This is a genomic window from Gordonia sp. 852002-51296_SCH5728562-b, from assembly GCF_001665475.1.
Classification (GTDB): Bacteria; Actinomycetota; Actinomycetes; order Mycobacteriales; family Mycobacteriaceae; genus Gordonia; species Gordonia sputi.
Genome location: NZ_LZMI01000043.1, coordinates 1 through 22,573, shown reverse-complemented (window position 1 = coordinate 22,573; position 22,573 = coordinate 1). Strand labels below are relative to the sequence as shown.

At 66.6% G+C, this 22,573-nt stretch carries 21 protein-coding genes; 4 read left to right on the top strand and 17 right to left on the bottom strand.

Annotation, left to right across the window (positions count from 1 at the left end):
• Positions 1-30: 30 nt before the first annotated feature.
• From A5766_RS07950 to mihF, 6 genes are all read right to left on the bottom strand, one after another.
• A complete protein-coding gene (locus A5766_RS07950; protein ID WP_005202701.1) occupies positions 31-1,962 on the bottom strand; it encodes a primosomal protein N' in 1,932 nt (643 codons plus the stop codon).
• Positions 1,963-2,026: 64 nt separating this feature from the next.
• Entirely contained in the window at positions 2,027-3,238 is a 1,212-nt protein-coding gene (metK, locus tag A5766_RS07945) for a methionine adenosyltransferase (protein ID WP_064904200.1), read from the bottom strand.
• A gap of 129 nt (positions 3,239-3,367) precedes the next feature.
• Entirely contained in the window at positions 3,368-4,612 is a 1,245-nt protein-coding gene (coaBC, locus tag A5766_RS07940; RefSeq protein WP_064870781.1) for a bifunctional phosphopantothenoylcysteine decarboxylase/phosphopantothenate--cysteine ligase CoaBC, read from the bottom strand.
• A gap of 12 nt (positions 4,613-4,624) precedes the next feature.
• The gene (gene rpoZ / locus A5766_RS07935; RefSeq protein ID WP_005202695.1) at positions 4,625-4,924 is read right to left on the bottom strand and encodes a DNA-directed RNA polymerase subunit omega; all 300 of its coding nucleotides are present in this window, start codon (positions 4,922-4,924) and stop codon (positions 4,625-4,627) included.
• Positions 4,921-5,523, bottom strand: coding sequence for a guanylate kinase (gmk, locus tag A5766_RS07930; protein WP_197494644.1), 603 nt, complete (start codon positions 5,521-5,523; stop codon positions 4,921-4,923). Before gmk ends, rpoZ begins: the two co-directional genes overlap by 4 nt.
• Positions 5,520-5,834 carry an integration host factor, actinobacterial type gene (mihF, locus tag A5766_RS07925; protein WP_064870783.1) on the bottom strand — a complete coding sequence of 105 codons (315 nt, stop codon included), beginning with the start codon at positions 5,832-5,834 and terminating at the stop codon, positions 5,520-5,522. Before mihF ends, gmk begins: the two co-directional genes overlap by 4 nt.
• Before the next feature lie 613 nt (positions 5,835-6,447).
• Between mihF and A5766_RS07915 the strand changes: the two genes are divergently transcribed.
• The gene (locus A5766_RS07915) at positions 6,448-7,002 is read left to right on the top strand and encodes a hypothetical protein (protein WP_005202691.1); all 555 of its coding nucleotides are present in this window, start codon (positions 6,448-6,450) and stop codon (positions 7,000-7,002) included.
• 80 nt (positions 7,003-7,082) lie between these two features.
• Here A5766_RS07915 and pyrF read toward each other — a convergent pair whose 3' ends face one another.
• From pyrF to A5766_RS07860, 11 genes are all read right to left on the bottom strand, one after another.
• On the bottom strand, positions 7,083-7,925 hold the full coding sequence (pyrF, locus tag A5766_RS07910) for an orotidine-5'-phosphate decarboxylase (RefSeq protein WP_005202690.1): 843 nt from the start codon (positions 7,923-7,925) through the stop codon (positions 7,083-7,085).
• The gene (gene carB, locus A5766_RS07905; protein ID WP_005202689.1) at positions 7,925-11,260 is read right to left on the bottom strand and encodes a carbamoyl-phosphate synthase large subunit; all 3,336 of its coding nucleotides are present in this window, start codon (positions 11,258-11,260) and stop codon (positions 7,925-7,927) included. The genes pyrF and carB overlap by 1 nt, the downstream gene beginning before the upstream one ends.
• Complete coding sequence (gene carA / locus A5766_RS07900) at positions 11,260-12,429, bottom strand: glutamine-hydrolyzing carbamoyl-phosphate synthase small subunit (RefSeq protein WP_005202688.1); 1,170 nt, start codon at positions 12,427-12,429, stop codon at positions 11,260-11,262. The genes carB and carA overlap by 1 nt, the downstream gene beginning before the upstream one ends.
• On the bottom strand, positions 12,426-12,947 hold the full coding sequence (locus tag A5766_RS07895) for a PH-like domain-containing protein (RefSeq protein ID WP_039854484.1): 522 nt from the start codon (positions 12,945-12,947) through the stop codon (positions 12,426-12,428). Before A5766_RS07895 ends, carA begins: the two co-directional genes overlap by 4 nt.
• Positions 12,944-14,275: a dihydroorotase gene (locus A5766_RS07890; protein WP_064870785.1), complete on the bottom strand. Its 1,332-nt coding sequence runs from the start codon at positions 14,273-14,275 to the stop codon at positions 12,944-12,946. The genes A5766_RS07895 and A5766_RS07890 overlap by 4 nt, the downstream gene beginning before the upstream one ends.
• Positions 14,272-15,243: an aspartate carbamoyltransferase catalytic subunit gene (locus tag A5766_RS07885; protein ID WP_005202679.1), complete on the bottom strand. Its 972-nt coding sequence runs from the start codon at positions 15,241-15,243 to the stop codon at positions 14,272-14,274. The genes A5766_RS07890 and A5766_RS07885 overlap by 4 nt, the downstream gene beginning before the upstream one ends.
• Positions 15,243-15,815, bottom strand: a complete 573-nt coding sequence (gene pyrR, locus A5766_RS07880) for a bifunctional pyr operon transcriptional regulator/uracil phosphoribosyltransferase PyrR (protein ID WP_005202678.1) — start codon at positions 15,813-15,815, stop codon at positions 15,243-15,245. Before pyrR ends, A5766_RS07885 begins: the two co-directional genes overlap by 1 nt.
• Before the next feature lie 89 nt (positions 15,816-15,904).
• The gene (nusB, locus tag A5766_RS07875; protein ID WP_005202675.1) at positions 15,905-16,369 is read right to left on the bottom strand and encodes a transcription antitermination factor NusB; all 465 of its coding nucleotides are present in this window, start codon (positions 16,367-16,369) and stop codon (positions 15,905-15,907) included.
• Positions 16,370-16,399: 30 nt separating this feature from the next.
• Positions 16,400-16,963 carry an elongation factor P gene (gene efp / locus A5766_RS07870; RefSeq protein WP_005173212.1) on the bottom strand — a complete coding sequence of 188 codons (564 nt, stop codon included), beginning with the start codon at positions 16,961-16,963 and terminating at the stop codon, positions 16,400-16,402.
• Positions 16,964-17,029: 66 nt separating this feature from the next.
• Positions 17,030-18,145, bottom strand: a complete 1,116-nt coding sequence (locus A5766_RS07865; protein ID WP_039854482.1) for a M24 family metallopeptidase — start codon at positions 18,143-18,145, stop codon at positions 17,030-17,032.
• 30 nt (positions 18,146-18,175) lie between these two features.
• Positions 18,176-19,948 (bottom strand): bifunctional sugar phosphate isomerase/epimerase/4-hydroxyphenylpyruvate dioxygenase family protein, encoded by a 1,773-nt coding sequence (locus tag A5766_RS07860; protein WP_064904198.1) that lies wholly within the window; start codon positions 19,946-19,948, stop codon positions 18,176-18,178.
• Positions 19,949-20,025: 77 nt separating this feature from the next.
• Here A5766_RS07860 and A5766_RS07855 point away from each other — a divergent pair, with 77 nt between their 5' ends.
• The 3 genes from A5766_RS07855 to A5766_RS07845 form a co-directional block, all read left to right on the top strand.
• Positions 20,026-20,670: a TetR/AcrR family transcriptional regulator gene (locus tag A5766_RS07855; protein WP_064904195.1), complete on the top strand. Its 645-nt coding sequence runs from the start codon at positions 20,026-20,028 to the stop codon at positions 20,668-20,670.
• A 142-nt stretch (positions 20,671-20,812) separates the two neighbouring features.
• Complete coding sequence (locus tag A5766_RS07850; RefSeq protein WP_064904193.1) at positions 20,813-21,685, top strand: shikimate dehydrogenase; 873 nt, start codon at positions 20,813-20,815, stop codon at positions 21,683-21,685.
• 41 nt (positions 21,686-21,726) lie between these two features.
• On the top strand, positions 21,727-22,573 hold an 847-nt coding region (locus tag A5766_RS07845), incomplete at its 3' end, for an MFS transporter (RefSeq protein WP_156527409.1).

Below are 22,573 nucleotides of genomic sequence, written 5' to 3'. Positions count from 1 at the left end.
CTTCGGCGTCGTTGGGCGCAGACATTGCGCTCATCCGATGGTAGGTGGATCGACCTGCACACGGATCGGCCCGGTCTCGTGATGTGTGTTGCGGCGCACCTGCGCCTCGGTCAGCGCCGCCGTCAGTTCTCGCCCGTGTCGGCGATCGGTCCGCACCAGAATGCGTTCGATCTCGGCGCCGTCGGGAACACCAGCGGGGGGCCGGACGCCCGGTGGCAGTGGCACAGGACCGAGAACGTCTGCGCCGGCGGGCAATTCGATCAGATCGGTGAACGCGTTGATCGACGCGGTGTCGCCGTCGATCGAGGCCATCGTCACCGCGGGCGGAAAACCCAACTCGACCCGATTGCCGAGTTCGTGCGCGGCGAAACCCACCGGATCCCACCGGATGACCGCTTGCACCGGGCTCAGCGACGCGTCGGCAACGATCACCATCGCACCGCCCTCGTGGCGCGCACGGATCAGCGCACCGATCGCCATCCAGCGGCGGACCGCGTTCTCGTCGACACGCAGGTCGAATCGGTCGAGCTGCGCCCACGTGTCGAGGACGATCGCCGCTCCGTAACCGCCGTCGGCAACCGGCTCTGCACCCGGCGTCGACACGACGACGCGCGCCCCACCGTCGACTCGGTCGTGGATCGACGAGCCGCCGCTGGTGAGCACCGGGACACCCGCAAACGCGCGTCCCAACTCCTCGGCAGTACGGCGTGCGCCCGTCGTGAGCGCCCTGACCTGGGTACCGCCACATTCGACGCAGCGGAAACGCAGCTCGATCCGGCCACACCATCGGCAGGTGAGCTGCTGGTCGGCGCCCATCTGCACCGGCCCATGACACGACCTGCAGCGCACGTGGGTACGACACCGGGCGCACGCGAGCGACGGGATGTATCCGCGCCGAGGCACGCTGAACAGGACCGGGGTGTCGGCGGCGATGGCTTTTCGCGCGGCGTCGAACGCCACCTCGGGTATGCGTGCGCTGTGCGCCAACGGATCACGTGCCACGCGCGCATCCTCGTCGCTGATCGCGTCGATCCTGGGGCTGCGGTCGCGGACCGTCGTTCGCGCGGCAACGAGGTCGTGGGCCCAGCCGGCCTCGGCGAGCACCTGCGCCTCGGCGGTTCGTGCGAAACCACCGATCACGAGTCCGGCGCGCTCGATGTGCGCCCGCAACACCGCGACCTCGCGTGGATGCGGATACGGCGCTCGCGGCTCATCGAGGCTGTCGTCGCCGTCGTCCCAGATGACCATCAGCCCCAGATCGTGCACGGGGGCGAACACCGCACTGCGGGTTCCGAGTACGACGTCGACCGCGCCTCGACGCACAGACAACCATCGCCGATACCTGGCGGTCGGGCCGAGTCCTGCGGCGAGGGTCACGCACCGGTCGCCGAGCAGCGGCTCGCACGCCGCCGACAATCGGTCGAGGTCACGTTGATCGGGTACCACGACGACCACACCGCGCCCCGCCGCGGCGACCTGCGCCGCGAGCTCGGCGAGTCGTGCCGGCCAGTCCTCCCCCGGCGTCGCCTGCCACAACGCCCGCGGAGCACCCTCGGCGAGCGAGTCGAGGAACGAGTCGGCGTTGAGATACGCACGCCACCCGTCAGGTTCGGGAACGACGACGTCCGACGTCGGTGCAGGCGTCTCCTCCTTTTCGGTGCGCGCGTGTCGAGGCGGCACCGCAAGTCGGATCACGTCGGACATCGTGCCCGCGTAGCGCTCGGCCACCGCACGACAGACGAGCATCATCTCGGGTGAGAGCACCGGCTCGGGCGAGACGATCCGTTCGAGCCACCCCAGCTTGCCGGGATGCTCGGATTCTTCGACGCGGTCGAGAAGAAATCCGTCGACGAGTCGGCCGGAGAACCGAACCCGCACCCGGACCCCCGGGGCGGCATCGGCATCTTGCTCGGCGTCGATCAGATAGTCGAAAGGCCGGTCGAGATGGGCCAGCCCGAGCATGGGCAGGACCTTCGCGACCGGCTTCGACGCTGCACGTTCTTTCTGCAGAACTTCGGCTTATGTCTTAGAGACCCGCTGCCGAGCGCAGCTTGTCGGCCCGGTCGGTGTTCTCCCAGGGCAGGTCCAGATCGGTGCGTCCGAAGTGGCCGTAGGCCGCGGTCGGGCCGTAGATGGGGCGCAACAGGTCGAGGTCGCGGATGATCGCGAGCGGACGCAGATCGAACGTCTCGGAGATCGCCTTGCGGATTACCTCGGGATCGGTTTTCTCGGTGCCGAAGGTCTCGACGAAGAGTCCGACGGGAGCTGCCTTGCCGATGGCGTAGGCGACCTGCACCTCGATGCGGCTGGCAAGACCGGCAGCGACAGCGTTCTTGGCGACCCACCGCATCGCGTACGCCGCGCTGCGGTCGACCTTCGACGGATCCTTACCCGAGAACGCACCGCCGCCGTGGCGAGCCATGCCGCCGTAGGTGTCGACGATGATCTTGCGTCCGGTCAGGCCTGCGTCGCCCATCGGACCGCCGAGCACGAACTTGCCCGTGGGGTTGACCAGCAGTCGGTAGCCCTCGGTGGTGAAGCCGGGCAGATCCAGCTCGGCGAGGACCGGATCGATCACCTGCGACTTGATGTCAGGGGTGAGCATCTTCTCGAGGTCGATGTCGGCTGCGTGCTGGGTCGAGACGACGACCGTGTCGAGTCGGACCGGCTTGTCGCCGTCGTATTCGATGGTGACCTGGGTCTTGCCGTCGGGTCGCAGGTACGGCAGCGTGCCGTTCTTACGAACCTCGGTCAGCCGACGTGACAACCGATGAGCGAGCGCGATCGGAACCGGCATCAGCTCGGGGGTCTCGTCGGTGGCGTACCCGAACATGAGTCCCTGGTCGCCCGCGCCCTGCGCGTCGATCTCGTCCTCGGAAATGCCGCTGCGGCTCTCGTGCGAATTGAAGACACCACCCGCGATATCGGGCGACTGCGCACCGATCGCTACGTTCACACCGCATGACGCGCCGTCGAAGCCCTTGGTCGACGAGTCGTAGCCGATCTCGAGAATCGTGCTGCGGACGATGCCGGGGATGTCGACGTAGGCGGTGGTCGTGACTTCTCCCGCCACATGAACCTGCCCTGTGGTGACGAGGGTCTCCACGGCAACGCGGGCCTTCGGATCGTCGGTGAGGATGGCGTCGAGGACCGAATCGCTGATCGCGTCGCAGATCTTGTCCGGATGGCCCTCCGTGACCGACTCACTGGTGAACAGGCGTGACGCAGAGCTGGTCATCTGATCCTCTCAAACTCGTGTCCCCCCAGTGGGAGCACACGGCAAACTCGAATGGTCGCCGTTGGTGGTCTCGTGGATTACAAACTACACACTCGTCCGGACATTCGATTGACGAGGTGGAGGGCGAACCTAATCAGGCAGCAAAGCGCGAACTTCGTCAAGTATTCGGCTCGCCATGAGTGTTTTCGAACCGTACGGAAGCGACGTCTCGTTGCCGTTCGCCGCGAGCAACCAGCCCGTATTGTCCTCGGTGCCGAACGCCTTGCCGTCGCCGACCGCGTTCACGACGAGCAGGTCGCATCCCTTCCGGCGCAGCTTCGCGCGGCCGTGGTCGAGCACACCACCCTGGTCGTCGCCCGTCTCCGCGGCGAAGCCGACGATCACCACCTCGGACGGGATGGCACCGGACTCCCTGGACTGCACGAGTCCACGCAGGATGTCCGGATTGGTCGTCAGCTCGATGGGTGCGGGGCCGTCGTCGTTTTTCTTGATCTTGGTGTCGTTGACGGTGACCGGGCGGAAGTCGGCGACGGCAGCGGCCATGATCACCGCGTCGGCGTCTGCGGCACGCTTGGTCATCTCGTCGGCGAGTTGGCGCGCGTCCTCGATATGGATGACCTCGACGCCTGCAGGCTCGCCTGCCTCATTGGTCGAACCCGCGACGACGGTGACGTGAGCGCCACGCTGTGCCGCGGCGCGTGCAAGTGCGAAGCCCTGTTTCCCGGAACTGCGGTTGCCCAAGTAGCGCACGGGGTCGAGCGGCTCACGGGTGCCTCCCGCGCTGATCACGATGCGCGCACCCGCGAGGTCGTAGGGCAGCGCGTCGGAGCGGTCGAGCAGCAACTCGCCGAGCAGCGCGATCTCCTGCGGCTCGGGTAGGCGCCCGGCGCCGGTATCGCGACCGGTCAGCCGACCGGACGCCGGTGTCACGACAGTGGCGCCGCGCTCACGCAATGTGGCGACGTTGGCCTGCGTTGCGGGGTGCTCCCACATCTCCGTGTGCATGGCGGGCACGAACATCACCGGACAGGTGACCGTCAGCAGCGACGCGGTGAGGAGGTCGTCGGCCCGTCCCGTCGCGGCACGGGCCATCAGGTCTGCTGTGGCCGGTGCGACGATCACCAGGTCGGCAGCCTGGCCCAATCGCACGTGCGGCACCTCGTCGACGTGGTCGAAGACCTCGGTCGAGACGGGATGACCCGACAGTGCTTCCAGGGTTGCCTTGCCGACGAACTCGAGAGCTGCACGGGTCGGGATGACCCGCACCTCGTGTCCGGCCTCGGTGAAGTGTCGGATGACCGAGCACACCTTGTATGCGGCGATGCCGCCGCCGACACCGACCAGAATGCGCCGCTTGGCGTCCGGAGTGGACATCTCCTGTGAGTGCTACTCGCCCTCGGTGTGCTGAAGCAGATCCGAGTGGATCTCGCGCATGGCGATCGACAGCGGCTTCTCCTGCATACCCGGCTCGACCAGCGGGCCGACGTACTCGAGGATGCCGTCGCCGAGCTGGTTGTAGTAGTCGTTGATCTGACGTGCGCGCTTGGCTGCGTAGATCACCAGGGCGTACTTCGACGACGCGCGCTCGAGGAGATCGTCGATCGGAGGGTTGGTGATACCGAGCGGGGTGTCGTACGACGGTGCGTCGACGATCTCGGGGGTGTCGAAATTGGTCTGCGTGCTCACGCGAACTCCTGCTTTGTATTGTCGGATCCAACCAGCAAGGATACCAACTGGCGGGCGGCTGAGTCGACTTCGTTGTTGACCACCACGTGGTCGAACTCGCCCTGCGCGTCCATTTCGGTTCTGGCGGTTTCGAGACGACGCTGCGCCGCCTCGGGTGTTTCGGTGCCGCGACCTGCGAGTCGTTCGACGAGATCGTCCCAACTCGGCGGCGCGAGGAAGACGGTGATGGCCTCGGGAAGTCGGCGTACCGCGTTGCGTGCACCGGCCAGGTCGATCTCCAACAGTACCGGCTGACCGGTCGCGAGGGCGTTTTCGACAGGCTTCGCCGGCGTGCCCGATCGCTGGAGTCCGCCGTGGATCTCTGCCCACTCGAGGAATTCGTCGTCGGCGATCATGCGATCGAACTCGGCGTCGGACACGAAGTAGTAGTCACGCCCGTCGACCTCGCCCGGGCGCGGCGCGCGGGTCGTGGCGGAGACGCTGAAGAACAGGTTGGGCACGAGCTCGCGGACTCGCCTCACGACGGTCGACTTACCCACGGCCGAGGGGCCGACCAGAATAACCAGTCGGCCCCTCGTGTGTGTGTTCTGCCCGCTCAGGACGGGAACTTCTCGAGCAGCGCCGCGCGCTGACGATCGCCGAGGCCGCGCAGGCGGCGCGTCGGGGCGATCTCGAGTTCGGTCATGATTTCCTGCGCCTTGACCTTGCCAACCTTCGGCAACGCCTCGAGCAGAGCCGAGACCTTCATCTTGCCGAGGATCTCATCGGTCTCGGCATCCTTGAGCACCTGCGTGAGATCGGTGCCGCCGCGCTTGAGACGCTCCTTGAGCTCGGCGCGTACTCGGCGAGCGGCAGCTGCCTTCTCCAACGCAGCGGCGCGCTGCTCGTCTGTCAACTGGGGAAGCGCCACGGGTTCCTCCGTCTTTCGTTCTAGAACTGACTACACCGGCGCCCGGGGCAGGCTCCGGTGGCGTGTGGCCGCGTGTCTCGACGTGTACTCGCCCGATCAGGGGCGCCATCACGTCGAATGACTGCAGCGAAAGCGACCGTACCCATCTGAACAGGCATTTGCGAGAGGCACCCCCGCGTTTTCGGTCGGCCTCGGTGATGTAGAGGGTTGGGAAACTCCCTGCTCACCGACGACTCGGCAGAGCCTACGCGTTCGCTGTGACAGACCACGAATCCACACAAAACCGCAGGTCACAGAGTCGACTCCGCGACACGTGTGTCTCGGACGCCTCGACGTCGTCGATGCTCATCGAATCTCGCCTGGTACTGCTGTGACAGCAGTTGCGACCGACAAACTCCGCGAATTGATGCACAGCTTGAGCGTGTCGCGCGGCCGCGTCCTCGACGCTCCCCTGTGCTGACGCCCACATCCACCGATCGGGGGATGCGCTGATCATCCTGCTGATCAGCCCGTCGGCGGAGGTTGCGAAGGGCTTCTGAGCGGCAAAGTCATTGGTGTCAGAAACAGCGACCACGCCCCCCAAGGACGCGGCCCCGTCGCAAGGAGAAACACCATGAACGCCAACACCACCACCCCCGAGACCAACACCGCCGCCGCAAGCACCGAGACCGCCAACACCGCAAGCACCGAGCAGACCAAGCCGCGTCACCGGAAGACCTTCGCGATCCGCACCGCGGCGGTTGTCGCAGGACTCGGCATCGCCGGCACGCTGGCTGCCGCCGGAGTCGGCGCTGCACACGCGGGCACCTTGCCGGTGAACCACCCGGGAGAGCCGACCGTCGCCATGACCATCACCAACCACACCAATCACACCGAGTTCTACGCGGGCGGTACGCCTGGCTCCGGTCAGTGGATCAACGCACCTCAGTTCGCCCTGGCCCCGGGGGCCAGCGAGGTCGTCACCGCGAGCGCACCGAACGCACCGTCGGAGACGGTGTTCGTCAACTACCAGGTCGGTGCCTTCGGCCCGCGTGCGATCTACGAGCTGGAGAACGTCCGCGGCGCTGTGAACACCAACATGACCGGCACCACCGGTGGTCACTACTTCGTCAATGCCTCGGTCGCGAGCGGATTCCCCAACGCGAACGCCGTCTACGACCTGTGGTGATAGGAACAAGCAGGCGCCCGTCCGGCACAGACAGTGTCGGGCGGGCGTTTCGTCGTCGGAGTCCTCGGAACGTCCGACGATCAGCGCAGAGCGGCCTCTACCTCGTCGCGAGCAAGCGCGAACGCCGTCCGCAGCGCAGCGACATCGGGACCGACGCGCAGCACTCCGCGGGAACTCGCGGGCAGCACCCAGGCCGGGTCGGCGCCGGAGAAGACCTCGGGGAGGTCGGCGGCCGTCGCACCCTGCGCCCCGAGACCGGGAGCCAGGATGGGGCCGTTCAGTGCGCTCAGATCGAGCCCGTGCGCACGGGTCGCTCCGACGACAAGCCCGACCGTCGCCGATCCGTCAGCGTTCTGTTCAGCGGCGTCGTCGACGATCGTCTGTCCGACTGCCCGGTCGCCCGTCGTGGCGAGTTGCACTCCTGCCCCCTCGGGGTTGGATGTGCGTGCGAGCACGAAGACTCCGCGCCCCCCGTGCCGCGCGGCGTCGATCGCAGGCGACAGTGAGCCGAATCCCAGATACGGCGAGACGGTGACGGCGTCGGCGCACAGTGGTGACCGTTCGTCGAGCCACGCGTGGGCGTACGCCTGCATCGTCGAGCCGATGTCGCCGCGTTTGGCATCGGCGAGTACGACGGCACCCGCCGCGCGGCACCCCGCGATGACAGACTCCAACACCGCGAATCCCGCTGCGCCGAACGCCTCGAAGAACGCCACCTGCGGTTTGATCACGGCTGCGACCGGGCCGAGCGCGTCGACGCAGACGTCGGCGAACTGCCGCAGCCCAGTGGTGTCGACGGGCAACCCCCACTGCTCGAGTAACTCGACGTGGGGATCGATCCCGGCGCACAGCCTGCCACGTTCGGCAACAGCAGATCGGTAGTGAACCGCGAAACCTGTTGTGTCCGAACGTGTCACACTCATCACCCCTCGTTGACCAGCGTCGCGTGCCGACGCTGCAGCGATTCGACGCCTATCTCTTTTCGCATCGCGGCCTCGATGCCCTGCACCGCGGCGCTGGCTCCCTGCACGGTGGTGATGCACGGGATTCCGGCGGTGACGGCGGCACTGCGGATCTCGTAGCCGTCGACGCGCGGCCCCGACTGGCCGTAGGGCGTGTTGATCACCATCGCGACCTCACCGGCGAGAATCGCGTCGACGATCGTGCGCTCCCCCGGCTTGGCCTCGAAGTGCTTGGGCACCGTCGTCGCGACGATTCCGTTGCGTCGCAAAACCTCTGCGGTGCCCTCGGTGGCCAGGATGGTGAACCCGAGGTCGGCGAGGTGTTTGACCGGGAACAGCAGCGCGCGCTTGTCCTTGTTGGCCACCGACACGAAGACGGCGCCCTGCGTGGGCAGTGAGCCGTATGCCGCGGTCTGCGACTTGGCAAAGGCCCGCCCGAAATCGGCGTCGATTCCCATGACCTCGCCCGTCGACTTCATCTCCGGGCTCAGCAGCGCGTCGACTCCCGTGCCGTCGAAGCGGCGGAAGCGGTTGAACGGCAACACTGCTTCCTTGACCGCGATGGGAGCGTCGATCGGCGCGGTGCCGCCGTCTCCCGTGGCGGGCAGCAGTTCCTGCTCACGCAGTTCGGCGATGGTTTCGCCGAGCATGACGCGCGCGCACGCCTTTGCGAGCGGGACGGACGTCGCCTTCGACACGAACGGCACGGTGCGGCTTGCACGCGGATTCGCTTCCAGGACATACAGGATGTCGTCCTTGAGCGCGTACTGCACGTTCATGAGTCCACGCACGCCGATGCCCTTGGCCAATGCCTCGGTGGAGCGTCGGACCATCTCGAGATCCGATCGGCCGAGCGTGATCGGCGGCAGTGCGCACGCCGAATCGCCGGAGTGGATGCCGGCCTCTTCGATGTGCTCCATGACGCCACCGATGTACACCTCGGTGCCGTCGCACAGGGCGTCGACGTCGATCTCGACCGCGTCTTCGAGGAAGCGGTCGACGAGCACCGGATGGTCGGGCGTCAATTCTGTTGCGCGCGAGATGTAGTCGGCGAGCGATGCCTCGTCGTACACGATCTCCATGCCGCGACCGCCGAGCACGTAGGACGGGCGCACCAGCACCGGATAGCCGATCCGGGCGGCGGTATCGCGTGCCTCCTCGAACGAGGTGGCCGTGCCGAACGCTGGCGCGGGCAGTCCGGCTGCGGTGAGCACCTTGCCGAACTCACCGCGATCCTCCGCGAGATCGATTGCCGCAGGGCTGGTTCCGACGATCGGTACCCCGGCCGCCTCGAGACGGTCGGCGAGTCCGAGCGGTGTCTGCCCACCGAGCTGGACGATCACTCCCGCGACGGTGCCCGACTGCGACTCCGCGTGGTACACCTCGAGCACATCCTCGAAGGTCAGCGGCTCGAAGTAGAGGCGGTCGGCGGTGTCGTAGTCGGTCGAGACCGTCTCCGGATTGCAGTTGACCATGACCGTCTCGTAGCCGGCCTCCGACAGGGTCAGCGCCGCGTGCACACACGAGTAGTCGAACTCGATGCCCTGGCCGATGCGGTTGGGGCCCGAACCGAGGATCAGCACCTTGGGCCGCTCGGTCTGCGGAGCGATCTCGCTGGTCGCCGCGGGATCGAGCTCGTAGGTCGAGTAGTGGTAGGGCGTCTTCGCCTCGAACTCGGCGGCACAGGTGTCGACGGTCTTGTAGACGGGCCGGACGCCGAGCTCGTGGCGACGGGCGCGAACGGCATTCTCGTCGGCGACATCGTCACGCAGAGCGGCGATCTGACGATCGGAGAAGCCATTCGACTTCGCATCGCGGAGCAGATCCTCGGTGAGCTCGTCGGCGTCGCGGATCTGCGCGCCGAGCGCTCCGATCCCCGCGATCTCGGCGAGGAACCACGGGTCGATGGCAGTGGCGTCGTAGACCTGCTCGATCGTGGCTCCGGCGTCGAACGCGAGCATCACCTTGTAGATGCGACCGTCCTTGGGGGTCGCGATCTCCTCCAGCAGGGCGTCGAGGTCGACGGTCGCCGGATCGGGCCGGTTCGGCTCGGTCCAGAATCCGGCCGCCTTGGTCTCGAGCGAACGCATCACCTTGCCGAATGCCTCGGCGAAGCTGCGGCCGAGGCTCATCGCCTCGCCCACCGACTTCATCGTGGTGGTCAGCGTGTCGTCGGCGCCGGGGAACTTCTCGAACGCGAAGCGCGGCGCCTTGACCACGACGTAGTCGAGCGTCGGCTCGAAGCAGGCCGGGGTCTCTTTCGTGATGTCGTTGGTGATCTCGTCGAGGCTGTAGCCGATGGCGAGCTTCGCGGCGATCTTCGCGATCGGGAAACCCGTTGCCTTGGAAGCCAATGCCGACGAGCGGGACACCCGAGGATTCATCTCGATGACGATGAGCCGTCCGTCGCGCGGGTCCTGCGCGAACTGGATGTTGCAGCCGCCGGTGTCGACGCCGACCTCACGCAGAATGTCGATCGAGAGATCGCGCATCTTCTGGTATTCACGGTCGGTCAGGGTCATCGCCGGTGCGACGGTGATCGAATCGCCGGTGTGCACTCCGACCGGGTCGACGTTCTCGATCGAACACACGACGACCACGTTGTCGCGGTTGTCGCGCATCAGCTCGAGCTCGTATTCCTTCCACCCGAGGATCGACTCCTCGATGAGCACGTTGGCGGTCGGCGACGCCGCGAGGCCTCCACCTGCGATGCGGTCGAGGTCGTCTTCGTTGTAGGCCATACCCGAACCGAGGCCACCCATCGTGAACGACGGGCGCACGACCACGGGATACCCGAGGTCGGCGACGGTCTCGCGCACTTCTTCCATGGTGTGGCAGACGCGCGACCGCGCGCTCTCGCCCCCGACCTTGGCGACGATGTCCTTGAACATCTGCCTGTCCTCGCCACGCTGGATGGCGTCGAAGTCGGCACCGATGAGTTCGATGTCGTATTTCTCGAGAGACCCCCGATCATGCAGGGCCACAGCGGTGTTCAGCGCGGTCTGCCCGCCGAGGGTGGCGAGCACCGCGTCAATCGGATGACCGGAGTCACGCTCGGCCTCGATGACCTTCTCGACATACTCGGCCGTGATCGGCTCGATGTAGGTGGCGTCGGCGAACTCCGGATCGGTCATGATCGTCGCCGGGTTCGAGTTGACCAGGCTCACGCGCAGACCCTCGGCCTTGAGCACGCGGCATGCCTGGGTGCCCGAGTAGTCGAACTCGCAGGCCTGTCCGATGACGATCGGGCCGGAGCCGATCACCAGGACGTGATTGATGTCGTCGCGGCGCGGCATTAGGACCTCGTTCCGTGTGCGCGATCTGCCTCCAGCAGGGAGACGAATCTGTCGAACAGATAGGCGGCGTCGTGTGGGCCGGCCGCCGCTTCTGGGTGGTATTGGACCGAAAACGCTCGGCCGGAGAGCAATTCGACGCCCTCGACGGTTCCGTCATTGGCGCACACGTGGCTGACGCGGGCACGGCCGAAGTCGGTGTCGAATTCTTCGCCCGCTTCGCCCTCGAGCGCGAAGCCGTGATTCTGTGCGGTGATCGACACCTTGCCGGTCGCCGCGTCGATCACCGGGATGTTGATGCCGCGGTGACCGAACTTCATCTTGTAGGTGTTCCGGCCAAACGCGCGGCCGAGGATCTGGTTACCGAAGCAGATGCCGAACAGCGGCAGATCGGCGCCGAGGACCCGCCGGGTCAACTCGACGGCATCGTCGGCGGTCGCCGGGTCGCCCGGACCGTTCGACAGGAACACGCCGTCGGGCTTCAACTCGGCGATCGCGTCGAAGCCGGCGTCCGCGGGCAGCACGTGCACGGCGACGCCGCGCTCGGCGAACATGCGCGGGGTGTTGGTCTTGATGCCGAGATCGATTGCGGCGACGGTGAATCGTGGGTCGGAAGCCGGTTCGACGAGGTAACCGGTGTCGGTGCTGACCTCACCCGCGAGGTTCGCGCCCTTCATCGACGGCTGGCTGCGCACCCGGGCGATGAGTTCGTCGTCGTCGGCGAGCGCACCACCGGAGAAGACCCCGGCTCGCATCGATCCGTGGTCGCGCAGCACGCGCACGACGGTCCGCGTGTCGATACCCGAGATGCCGACGATGCCCTGGCGCTCGAGTTCGTCCTCCAGGGACGTTGTCGCGCGCCAATTCGACACGCGCCGTGTGGGATTGCGCACCGCGTACCCGGCGACCCAGATCTTGCCCGAGTCGCCGACCTCGCCCTCGCTGCCCGCACTGCCGGTCGATTCGCCGTCCTCGTTGTTCCAACCGGTGTTACCGATCTGCGGAGCGGTGGCGACGACGATCTGTCGGTGGTAGCTGGGGTCGGTCAGTGTCTCCTGGTAGCCGGTCATCGCGGTGCAGAACACCGCTTCGCCGAGCGTCTCGCCGACGGCGCCGTATTCCCGGCCGCGGAACACCTGGCCGTTTTCGAGCACCAGAACCGCTGCGGTCATTGGTCTTTCCTCTGTTCTGTATCGGGCTGTGTGTCGAATGCGGCCACCCATCCCGGGTAGACGGTCTTGTCGTCCGCGCGCATTCCTGAATCGATCTCGGTTCCGGTGGGCAGCACCCAGCGGATCACCAGCAGTCCGTCGGCCGTCATGACCTTGCCCGCGAGCCCTCGCTCGGTACGGACGGCGGTGATCGACGAGCGCGGAATCCAGATGTCGCTGGCCCCACGCCGTTCGAGCAGCACACCGTCGGGGTAGGCCGAGATGGTCGCGGTGGCGCGATCGCCGACGTCGCCGACTGCCACTCGGTTCTGCCAACTCGGCGCGAGCGTCGAGCCGACGTACACACCGGAGTCGGGGCCGAGCTGCGGCTCGCCGAGTTCGGTTGGGGCAACGGGCATCTCGCCGATCAACTCCGCCTGGCGACGACCCCGGTTACGCCATCCGCGCAGGACCAGCGAGATGAGTCCGAGCCACACCAGCACGACGACGATCACGATGATGATCTCCGACGCACTCACCGTGTCACCTCGCCGTCGCGTGCCGTGACCACGCCGCGCAGCAGCGTCGCCACCACGGTCGCGGGCATCGACATCGACTCGTAGGGGGTGTTGTCGGAAAGGCTCGCGAGCTCGCGCCCGTGCACCACCCACGACGTCTCCGGATCGACCAGCGTCAGATTCGCGGGTTCTCCGACGGCGATCGGGCGGCCCTGATCGGTGAGCCCGACGATCTGCGCGGGGCGTTCGCTCATGACGCGGGCGACGCCACGCCAGTCGAGCAGACCCGGAGCGACCATGGTCTCGACGATGATCGGGAGCGCGGTCTGTAAGCCGAGCATTCCGGGCTTGGCCTGCGCGAACTCGCAGCACTTCTCCTGCGCGGCGTGCGGCGCGTGATCGGTCGCCACGCAGTCGACGATCCCGTCGGCCAGCGCCTGACGCAGCGCCACCTTGTCGCGCTCCTCACGCAGCGGCGGATTCACCTTGTTGATGGCGTCGTAGGTCTGCAGCCGCGAGTCGTCGAGCAGCAGGTGATGCGGGGTGACCTCTGCGGTCACGGCGATTCCCTGCTCCTTTGCCCAGCGCAGCAGTGCGACGGTGCCCTCGGTCGACGCGTGGCAGATATGCACCCGCGCCCCGGCGTCGCGAGCCAGCAGTGCGTCGCGGACGACGATCGACTCCTCGGCCGCGCGGGGCCAGCCCGCGAGTCCGAGCCGTGCCGCTGTAGGACCCTCATGCGCGACGGCCCCGACCGTCAGACGCGGCTCTTCTGCGTGCTGCGCGATGAGCACGCCGAGCCCCTTGGCGTATTCGAGTGCCCTACGCATGAGCAGCGGGTCGGAGACGCATTTTCCGTCGTCACTGAACATCCGGACGCCCGCGGCCCCCGACGCCATCATGCCCATCTCGGCGAGTTGCTTGCCCTCGAGTCCGACGGTGACAGCCCCGACCGGGTAGACGTCGACGAGTCCGACTTCGCGTCCGGAACGCCAGACGTTGTCGGTCACCGTCGAGTTATCGGCGACGGGTGCGGTGTTGGCCATCGCGAACACGGCCGTGTATCCGCCGAGAGCCGCTGCGGCAGAACCACTTCGGATCGTCTCGGTGTCTTCGCGGCCGGGTTCGCGCAGATGCGTGTGCATGTCGACGAAGCCGGGAAGCACGATCGCGCCGGCACCGTCGACGACCTCGATGTCGTCCGGGGCGTCGATCGACGTTCCGATCTCCGCGATCTCGCCGTCGGTGACCAGTACGTCGACCGGGTCGCCCTCGCCGTACGGGCGGACCGAGCGGATCAGCACCGATCCCGTGGCAACCGATCCTGCTGCCGAGCTGGGGCCGGTCACAGCGCACCTCCTGATTCTGTGCCCGCGAGCAGCCGGAAGAGCACCGCCATGCGGACATGCACGCCGTTGCGCACCTGTTCGAGAATGGTCGCGCGCGGCGAGTCGGCCACCGAGTAGCCGATCTCCATGCCGCGCAGCATCGGACCCGGATGCAGCACGACGGCGTCGTCGGACAGCAACCCCATCCGACGCTCGTTGAGCCCGTAGCGCACCGAGTATTCGCGTGCGGACGGGAAGAAGCCACCGTTCATGCGCTCCGCCTGCACCCGCAGCATCATCACGGCGTCGGCGCCCGGTAGTTCGGCGTCGAGGTTGCCCGACGTCTCGACCGGCCACTCGTCGACGCCCACCGGAAGCAGCGTCGGCGGCGCGACCAACACGACGTCGGCGCCGAGGGTGGAAAGTAGATGCGCATTCGACCGCGCGACGCGCGAGTGCAGCACATCGCCGACGATCGCAATCCGACGTCCCTCGATACTGCCGAGTCGCTGACGAAGCGTGAGGGCGTCGAGCAGCGCCTGCGTCGGATGCTCATGGGTGCCGTCACCCGCGTTGATCACCGCGGGTCCGGTGCCCTCCGCATCCGGGCCGTCCGGGCCGAATCCGCCGGAGGTCCAGGCGGCGATCTGATGTGCCGCGCCCGACGCGGGATGCCGCACGATGAGCGCATCGGCTCCCGCAGCCCGCAGCGTCTTCGCGGTGTCGCGCAGCGATTCGCCCTTGTTGACCGACGAGCTCGACGCGCTCACGTTGATGACGTCGGCGCTCATCCACTTGCCCGCGACCTCGAAAGAAACCCTTGTGCGGGTGGAGTTCTCGTAGAACACGGTCATGACGGTGCGTCCGCGCAGCGTCGGGAGTTTGCGGATCTCGCGGCCGGTCAGCGCCTGTTCAAAGCGCTCGGCCTCGTCGAGAAGATCGGTGGCGTCGTCGCGGGTCAGGTCGGCAGTCGAGAGTAGGTGGCGCATCACTGATCCGCCTGCTCGTCGCTCGACCCCTTCGAGCCGAGCACGACCTCGTCGACGCCGTCGTGCTCGGTCAGGTGTACCGACACGGTCTCGTCGCGCGAGGTGGGGATGTTCTTTCCGACGTAGTCGGCGCGTAGCGGTAGTTCGCGGTGCCCACGGTCGACGAGGACAGCGAGCTGGACTGCCGCCGGACGGCCGAGGTCGCGGAGCGCGTCGAGTGCCGCGCGGACGGTTCGGCCCGAGTAGAGCACGTCGTCGACGAGGACGACGACGGCGTTGTCGACGCCACCGGCGGGCACCATCGTGCGTTCGAGGGGGCGGTGCGGCTTGGCACGGAGATCATCACGATAGAGCGTGATGTCGAGGTATCCGACGGGAACGTCGACGCCGGAGAACTCTTTGATCCTCGCGGCCAGCCGATCGGCGAGAGTTGTTCCACGCGTCGGGATTCCGATGATTACCACGCGGGGTGCATCGGGTGAGCCCAGAGCCGTCTTCTCGATGACCTGGTGCGCGACGCGCGCGATGGTGCGGGACACATCCGCGGCGTCGAGCAGAACACGTTCGCCCATGTATGGACCTCCTTCTCCGCCTCACGGGACGGATCGTTAAAGGATGTCTGTCGCCGAATACTTTACACGCCGGTAGGCATAGGGCTGTTCTAGCCCTGCCCGTCGGACCCGGCCGCCTGCGCCGCCCGTACCTGCGGGGCGAGCTCGGCGATCTTTGCCAACACACCGTTGACGAACGCGGGTGAGTCGTCGGTGGACAGTTCCTTGGCCAATTCGACGGCCTCGTCGACGATCACGATCGGATCGACGTCGGTCGAGTTGAACAGCTCCCACGTCGCGAGACGGAGAATCGCACGGTCGACGGCGGGAAGCCGCTCGAGCGTCCAGCCCTTCAGATGCGACGCCACGACGGAATCGATCTGTGCCTGGTCGTCGGCGAGCCCCTCGATGACCGTCGCGGTGTAGTCGTGGATCTCGCCGACGCTCTCGTCGTCGCGCACGAATTCGCGCCGTTCCGCGACGAGCTGCGCGGGGCTGACCTGCTTGGCTTCAGCCTCGAACAACAGGTCCACCGCGCGGCGGCGGGCCTTGTGCCGGGTTCCGGGTTGCTTCACTGATCTACCTTCGCTGACGGAGCCGGGCGGTCAGCTGTTGACGCGGCCGAGGTAGCTGCCGTCGCGCGAGTCGACCTTCAGCTTGTCGCCGGTGTTGATGAACAGCGGCACCTGGATCTCGGTGCCGGTCTCGACCGTTGCGGGCTTGGTGCCGCCGGTCGACCGATCACCCTGCAGACCCGGGTCGGTGTGCGTGACGACGAGCTCGACCGTGACCGGGAGCTCGACGAACAGCGGCTGACCCTCGTTGAGGGAGACCTGGACGGTCATGTTCTCGAGCAGGAAGCGTGCGCCGTCGCCGACGGTCTCCGGCGCGATCGGGTACTGCTCGTAGTCCTGTGCGTCCATGAAGACGTAGTCGGTGCCGTCGTTGTACAGGAACTGCATGTCGCGACGATCGACGGTCGCGGTCTCGACCTTCACGCCTGCGTTGAAGGTCTTGTCGACCGTCTTACCGCTGAGCACGTTCTTGATCTTGGTACGCACGAACGCGGGTCCCTTGCCGGGCTTGACGTGCTGGAACTCCAGGATCTGCCAAAGCTGATCGTCCATGCGGAGTACGAGACCATTCTTGAAATCGGCGGTGGTCGCCATGAATCAGTTCCTCAATCTTCTACGTCGGTATGTGTGCATCTCCTGCGCATCGGCGTGCGCGGGCCGTCAGATGACGGTGAAGGTCTTGTCGGTGGTGGTCAGCAGGTCGGGCTCGCCATCTGTCACGATGAGCGTGTCCTCGATCCGGACGCCACCTCTTCCGGGGAGGTAGACACCGGGCTCCACAGTCACCGCTGCGCCGGAAGGTAGTGTACCCGTCGCCAGTTTTCCGATGCCCGGCGCTTCGTGGATCTCGAGTCCGACGCCGTGGCCGAGGCCGTGCACGTACTGGTCCCCGTAGCCGGCGTCGGCGATGATCGACCGCGCCGCGGCGTCGATCGACCTGAGGTCGGCGCCCGCTTTCAGCGCCTCACGGCCCGCAGTCTGTGCCGTCAACACCAGGTCGTAGATCTCGCGCTGCCAGTCCGCTGCGCGCGCGAGCACATAGGTGCGGGTCATGTCCGAGTGATAGCCGCCCGCGACGGCCCCGAAGTCGATCTTCACGAAGTCACCGTCTGCGAGGACCGTCGACGTCGGGCGGTGGTGCGGGATCGCCGAGTTGGCACCCGCCGCGACGATGGTCTCGAAGGAGATCTCGTCGGCACCGTGGCGGAACATCGCGTTCTCGAGCGCACGTGCCACCTCGCGTTCGGTGGCCCCGGCACGGATCACACCGTCGGAGATGATCTCGGCGAGTGCGACGTCGCCGATGGCACACGCACGCCGCAGCAGTTCGACCTCTGCGTCGTCTTTGACCTCACGCAACTCGGCAACGAGTCCGGTCCGTCCGACGAGTTCACTCCCCTGCCCGAGACCGCCCGTCAGATTGGCATGTGCGGCAACCGTGAGTACATCCGACTCGAAGCCGACCCGCGAGGCACCCGCGGCGATCGCGGCGCCGATGAGCTCATCGGTGCAATTGCGCGCGATGATAGCGACGAGGTCGCCCGACTGTTCGGCGACCTGCGTCAGGTAGCGCCCGTCCGTGCAGATCCGGTCGCCGTCGCTTCCCGCGGCGGAGATCGACAGCGCGGCGTTCGAGCCCGTGAACCCGCTCAGGTAACGAATGTTGGTGAGGTCGGAGACCACGAAGGCGTCGACGGGCGCCGGGCCGGTCGAGATCAGTGCACGAAACCGCTCGCGACGACGCGCGAATTCATCGGGAAACGGAGCTGTGAGCATGCCACTCACGCTACTCGGAGGGCTGCTGAGCTACTGCTGCGCGGCGAGTCGCACGGGTGCGTTGTCGATGGCGTACCCGTCGTAGCCGTCGAACCGCTGGACGAACTCGAAGAAGACCCGGCCGACCGTGCGGGTGTAGAAGTGCAGCAGGTACCCGCCCGCCGGATCGGAGCTGCGGTCGTAGAGCACGCCCAGCTCACGCAGCTGCGCGAGCAGTTCCTCGTCGATGCCGAAGCGTCCACGAACGTAGTCGTAGTAGTTGTCCGGGACGCGCAGGAACTGCAGGCCTGCCTCGTGCGCGCGACGCGCGAGTCCGAGCACGTCGTCGCACGCGAATGCGACGTGCTGCGCGATGGCCTCGGAGTCGAGGACGTGCGGGGCGACGTTGAGTGGAATCCGCACGCCACCGTCGACAGAACGCAGCACCTCGCTGCGGATCAGCCCGCGTGGCCCCGGCACTTCGACCGGGTCGTCGGCGTCGAGACCGAACACGCTCATCAGGAATAGCCGTGCGTCGTCGGCGGTCTCCCACTGCTGGGTGAGATTGACGTGGTCGATCGCGCGAATCGCCGTGGGCGTCGTCGGCAGCCCGTCGTCGAACTCGTCGACCCAAGCGGGTTGGTCGGGCGTGGCTCCCGTCCAGAAGACCTCGGTGCCGCCGGGCACGATTGTCGTGCCGAACGCGTGCTCCGACGCGTGTGTGCGGCGGTTGACGGCGGGTGCACCGAGGATCGCGGAGCGCCTGCTCACCGCGTCCGGGTCGGATACCTGGAGTCCGATGGCCGCGATGTGCGGCGACTCGTCACGCGCCTGTTGCTCGTTGAGAACCACTCGCGGCTGACCTGCTGTCCACAACGTGACCGGTTTGCTCCGATGTCGGCCGCGCCCGACGAAGCCCAACTGGTGCAGCATGGCCTCGACCTCACGGGTGTCCTCGGCCTTGATCTCGACAAAGTCGAATCCTGTCGGGGACTTGGGGTCGGGGATGTCGATCAGGTCGAGCCGGTCCTGCAACCACAGCAGTGACCGATGCGCGTGTACCGCCGTCGGCACCGGGTCGGTCTGCCGGAATGTGTCGTTGAACACCTCCAACGACAACGGGCCGGTGTAGCCGGCAGCCAGAACATGACCGACGAAGCCCTCCAGATCGAATGCGCCCTCGCCAGGGAACAAGCGATGGTGCCTGCTCCACGACAAGACGTCCATGGAGAGCGCCGGGGCGTCGGCGAGCTGGAGAAAGAAGATCTTCTCCCCCGGGATCGCTCGGATCTCCGACGGGTCGTGCCCACGGGAAAGCACGTGAAAACTGTCGAGGCACAGACCCACTGCCGGATGGTCGGCGAGTTCGACGATCCGCCACGAACGTCGGTAGTCGTCGACGAACCGTCCCCAGGCGAGGGCCTCGAAGGCGATGCGCAGGCCGTGTGCGGCGGCGAGGTCACCGACGCGTCGGAGCTGATCGGCGGACACCGCGTCGTCGTCGATGGTCGCGGTGGCGACATTGCTGCAGACGAGGACCGTGTCGATACCCAGTCGCGCAGCGGTGGCGAATGTCGCGTCCGCGCGTCGCAGGTTGTCGGCGAATCTCGCCTCGCTGACACCTTCGATGTCGCGCAGCGGCTGATACAGGTACAGCGCCAGACCAAGCCTTTGTGCGAGGGCTCGAATCTCCTCAGGGGACTGATCGGCGGCGATGAGATCGGGCTCGAAGATCTCCACACCGGCGAAGCCCGCTGCGGCGCACGCGTGCAGTTTCTCGACGAGTGAGCCAGACACCGAGACGGTAGCGATCGAGGTCTTCATCACATCAATGTACCAATTAGTACATAGTGGTGGCAATGGTTCGCCGTGGCCAGATGCCTCGCAAGTAAGCTCCCATCGTGGCCGCCAAGCCGAAATCCGAACTCCAGCGCGATCCCGAGCGCACGCGTGCAGAACTGCTCGACGTTGCCACCGAGGTCTTCGCCGAATCGGGATATTCGGGCGCCAGAGTCGACGAGATCGCCGAACGCACGCGCACCACCAAGCGCATGATCTACTACTACTTCGGCGGTAAAGAGGGCCTCTACCTGGCAGTTCTGGACCGGGCGTACCGCGGAATCCGTCGGGCGGAACAGAAGCTGCGCGTCGACCACGCCGATCCGATCGAGGCGATCCGACGACTCGCCGAGGTCACCTTCGACCACCACATCGACAACGACGACTTCATCCGTCTGGTCTCGATCGAGAACATCCATCGCGGTGACTTCATCCGACGACTCACCGACCTCCCCCAGTTGAGCGCCCCCGCGACGTCGCTCCTCGACGACATCCTCGCCGACGGTCGGACGGCCGGCTTGTTCCGAACCGACGTCAGCGCGCTCGACGTCCACCTGGTGATCAGCTCGTACTGCGTGTTCCAGGTGGCCAATCGCTACACCTTCGGCTACCTCTTCGACCTCGATCTGACCGAGACGTCGAACCGCGCTCACCTGCGCAGAATGATCGGCGACGTCGTCGTCGGGTGGCTCACCACCACCGCCTGAACACACCCCGCGACTGAGGCCCCAACGGGAGTCTCTGCGTCTTCTTGTGCGATTCCAATCACACGAAACTGTTGACGAGACGCGGAGCACAGTGCTCTACTCGATTGCGAACGTACTAGTTCGTACATTACGGAGACAGCTCATGAACACTTCCGAGACCAGCTATCTGGTCGGACTCATCGGCACCGGCGTCGGGCCGTCGTTGACCCCGGCGATGCACATGGCCGAGGGCCGCGCGTTCGGCCTCGACTACAGCTACCGCCCGATCGACCTCACCGCGGCGGGCATCTCCCCCGACCGCATCGGCGAGGTGCTGTCCTGGGCGCGCGCGCTCGGATTCGACGCCGTCAACGCCACCCACCCGTGCAAGCAGTTGGTCATGGCGCACCTCGACCATGTCGATCCCGTCGCGGCCACGCTCGGCGCGGTGAACACGGTTCTGTTCACCGACGACGGCGACGTCGGATACAACACCGACACAACGGGATTCGCACACGGCTTCACCGAGGGGCTGCCCGACGCCGACCTCGCCGACGTCGTGCTGGTCGGCGCGGGCGGCGCGGGAACGGCGGTCGCGGACGCGCTGTTGCGACTCGGTGCCGCCCATCTCACCGTCGTCGACCTCGACGTCGACCGTGCCGGCGCCCTCGCGCACGACCTGGCCACCCGCCACCCACTGCAGCGTGTCGACGCCGCGGCGTTCGACAAACTCCCCGCACTGCTTCCGGAGAGTTCCGGCGTCGTCCACGCGACACCAACCGGCATGGCCGAACATCCCGGCATCGCGTTCGACGCCTCACTGCTACGGCCCGACCTCTGGGTGGCCGACATCGTCTATCGCCCCCTCGACACCGCGCTGCTGCAGGCCGCGCGCGCAGCGGGCGCACCGACCCTCGACGGAGGCCACATGGCCGTCTACCAGGCCGTCGACGCATTCGCGCTGATCACCGGGCTGCACCCGGATGCCGATCGGATGACCCGCCACTTCCGCCAACTCGTCGCAAACGCGTCCTGAACCGCCTGCCACCAGGCACAATCGCACCAGAGGAGCACCCAATGACCACAACCGAATCCGACGGCACCGGAGCCGTCGGGAAACGCACACCACGACACGCCGCACTCGCGGGGTTCATGGGCAGTGCCGTCGAGTACTACGACTTCTTCCTGTTCGGCTCCGCGGCAGCACTGATCTTCCCGCACGTCTTCTTCCCATCCGACGACAACGCGGCACTGGTGATGTCATTTGCCACGTTCGGTGTCGCCTACATCGCACGCCCGATCGGAGCGTTGATCCTCGGCCACTTCGGTGATCGCATCGGTCGCCAGCGGGTACTGATGTTCACGCTCGTGCTGATGGGGCTGTCGACGTTCGTCATCGGTTGCCTGCCGACCTTCGATCAGATCGGCTGGCTGGCTCCCGTACTGCTCGTGATCTGCCGTCTCCTCCAAGGATTCTCAGCCGCCGGTGAACAGGCAGGCGCCAGTTCGCTCGCACTCGAGCACGCACCCGACCACCGCCGTGCGTTCTTCACCTCGTGGACGCTGACGGGAACCCAGGGCGGACTCATCCTGGCCTCGCTCGTCCTGATCCCCTTCATGGCACTTCCCGACGACGCGAAGTATTCGTGGGGCTGGCGCATTCCGTTCTGGCTGTCGGCCGTCGTCGTTCTCGTCGCATTCTTCATCCGACGTCGACTGCACGAGACCCCGCAATTCACCGAGGCTCGCGAATCCGGCGAGATCGCACGCCTGCCTTTGGTGCCCCTGATGCGTGACCATTGGCGCGATGTCACACGGGTTGTGTTGTGCGCGTTCATCGCCGCGGTCTCGACGGTCTTCGCCAATCTCGCTCTCGCCTACGGCAAGCATGTCGGGCTCGACGCCGGACTCACCCTCTGGCTCG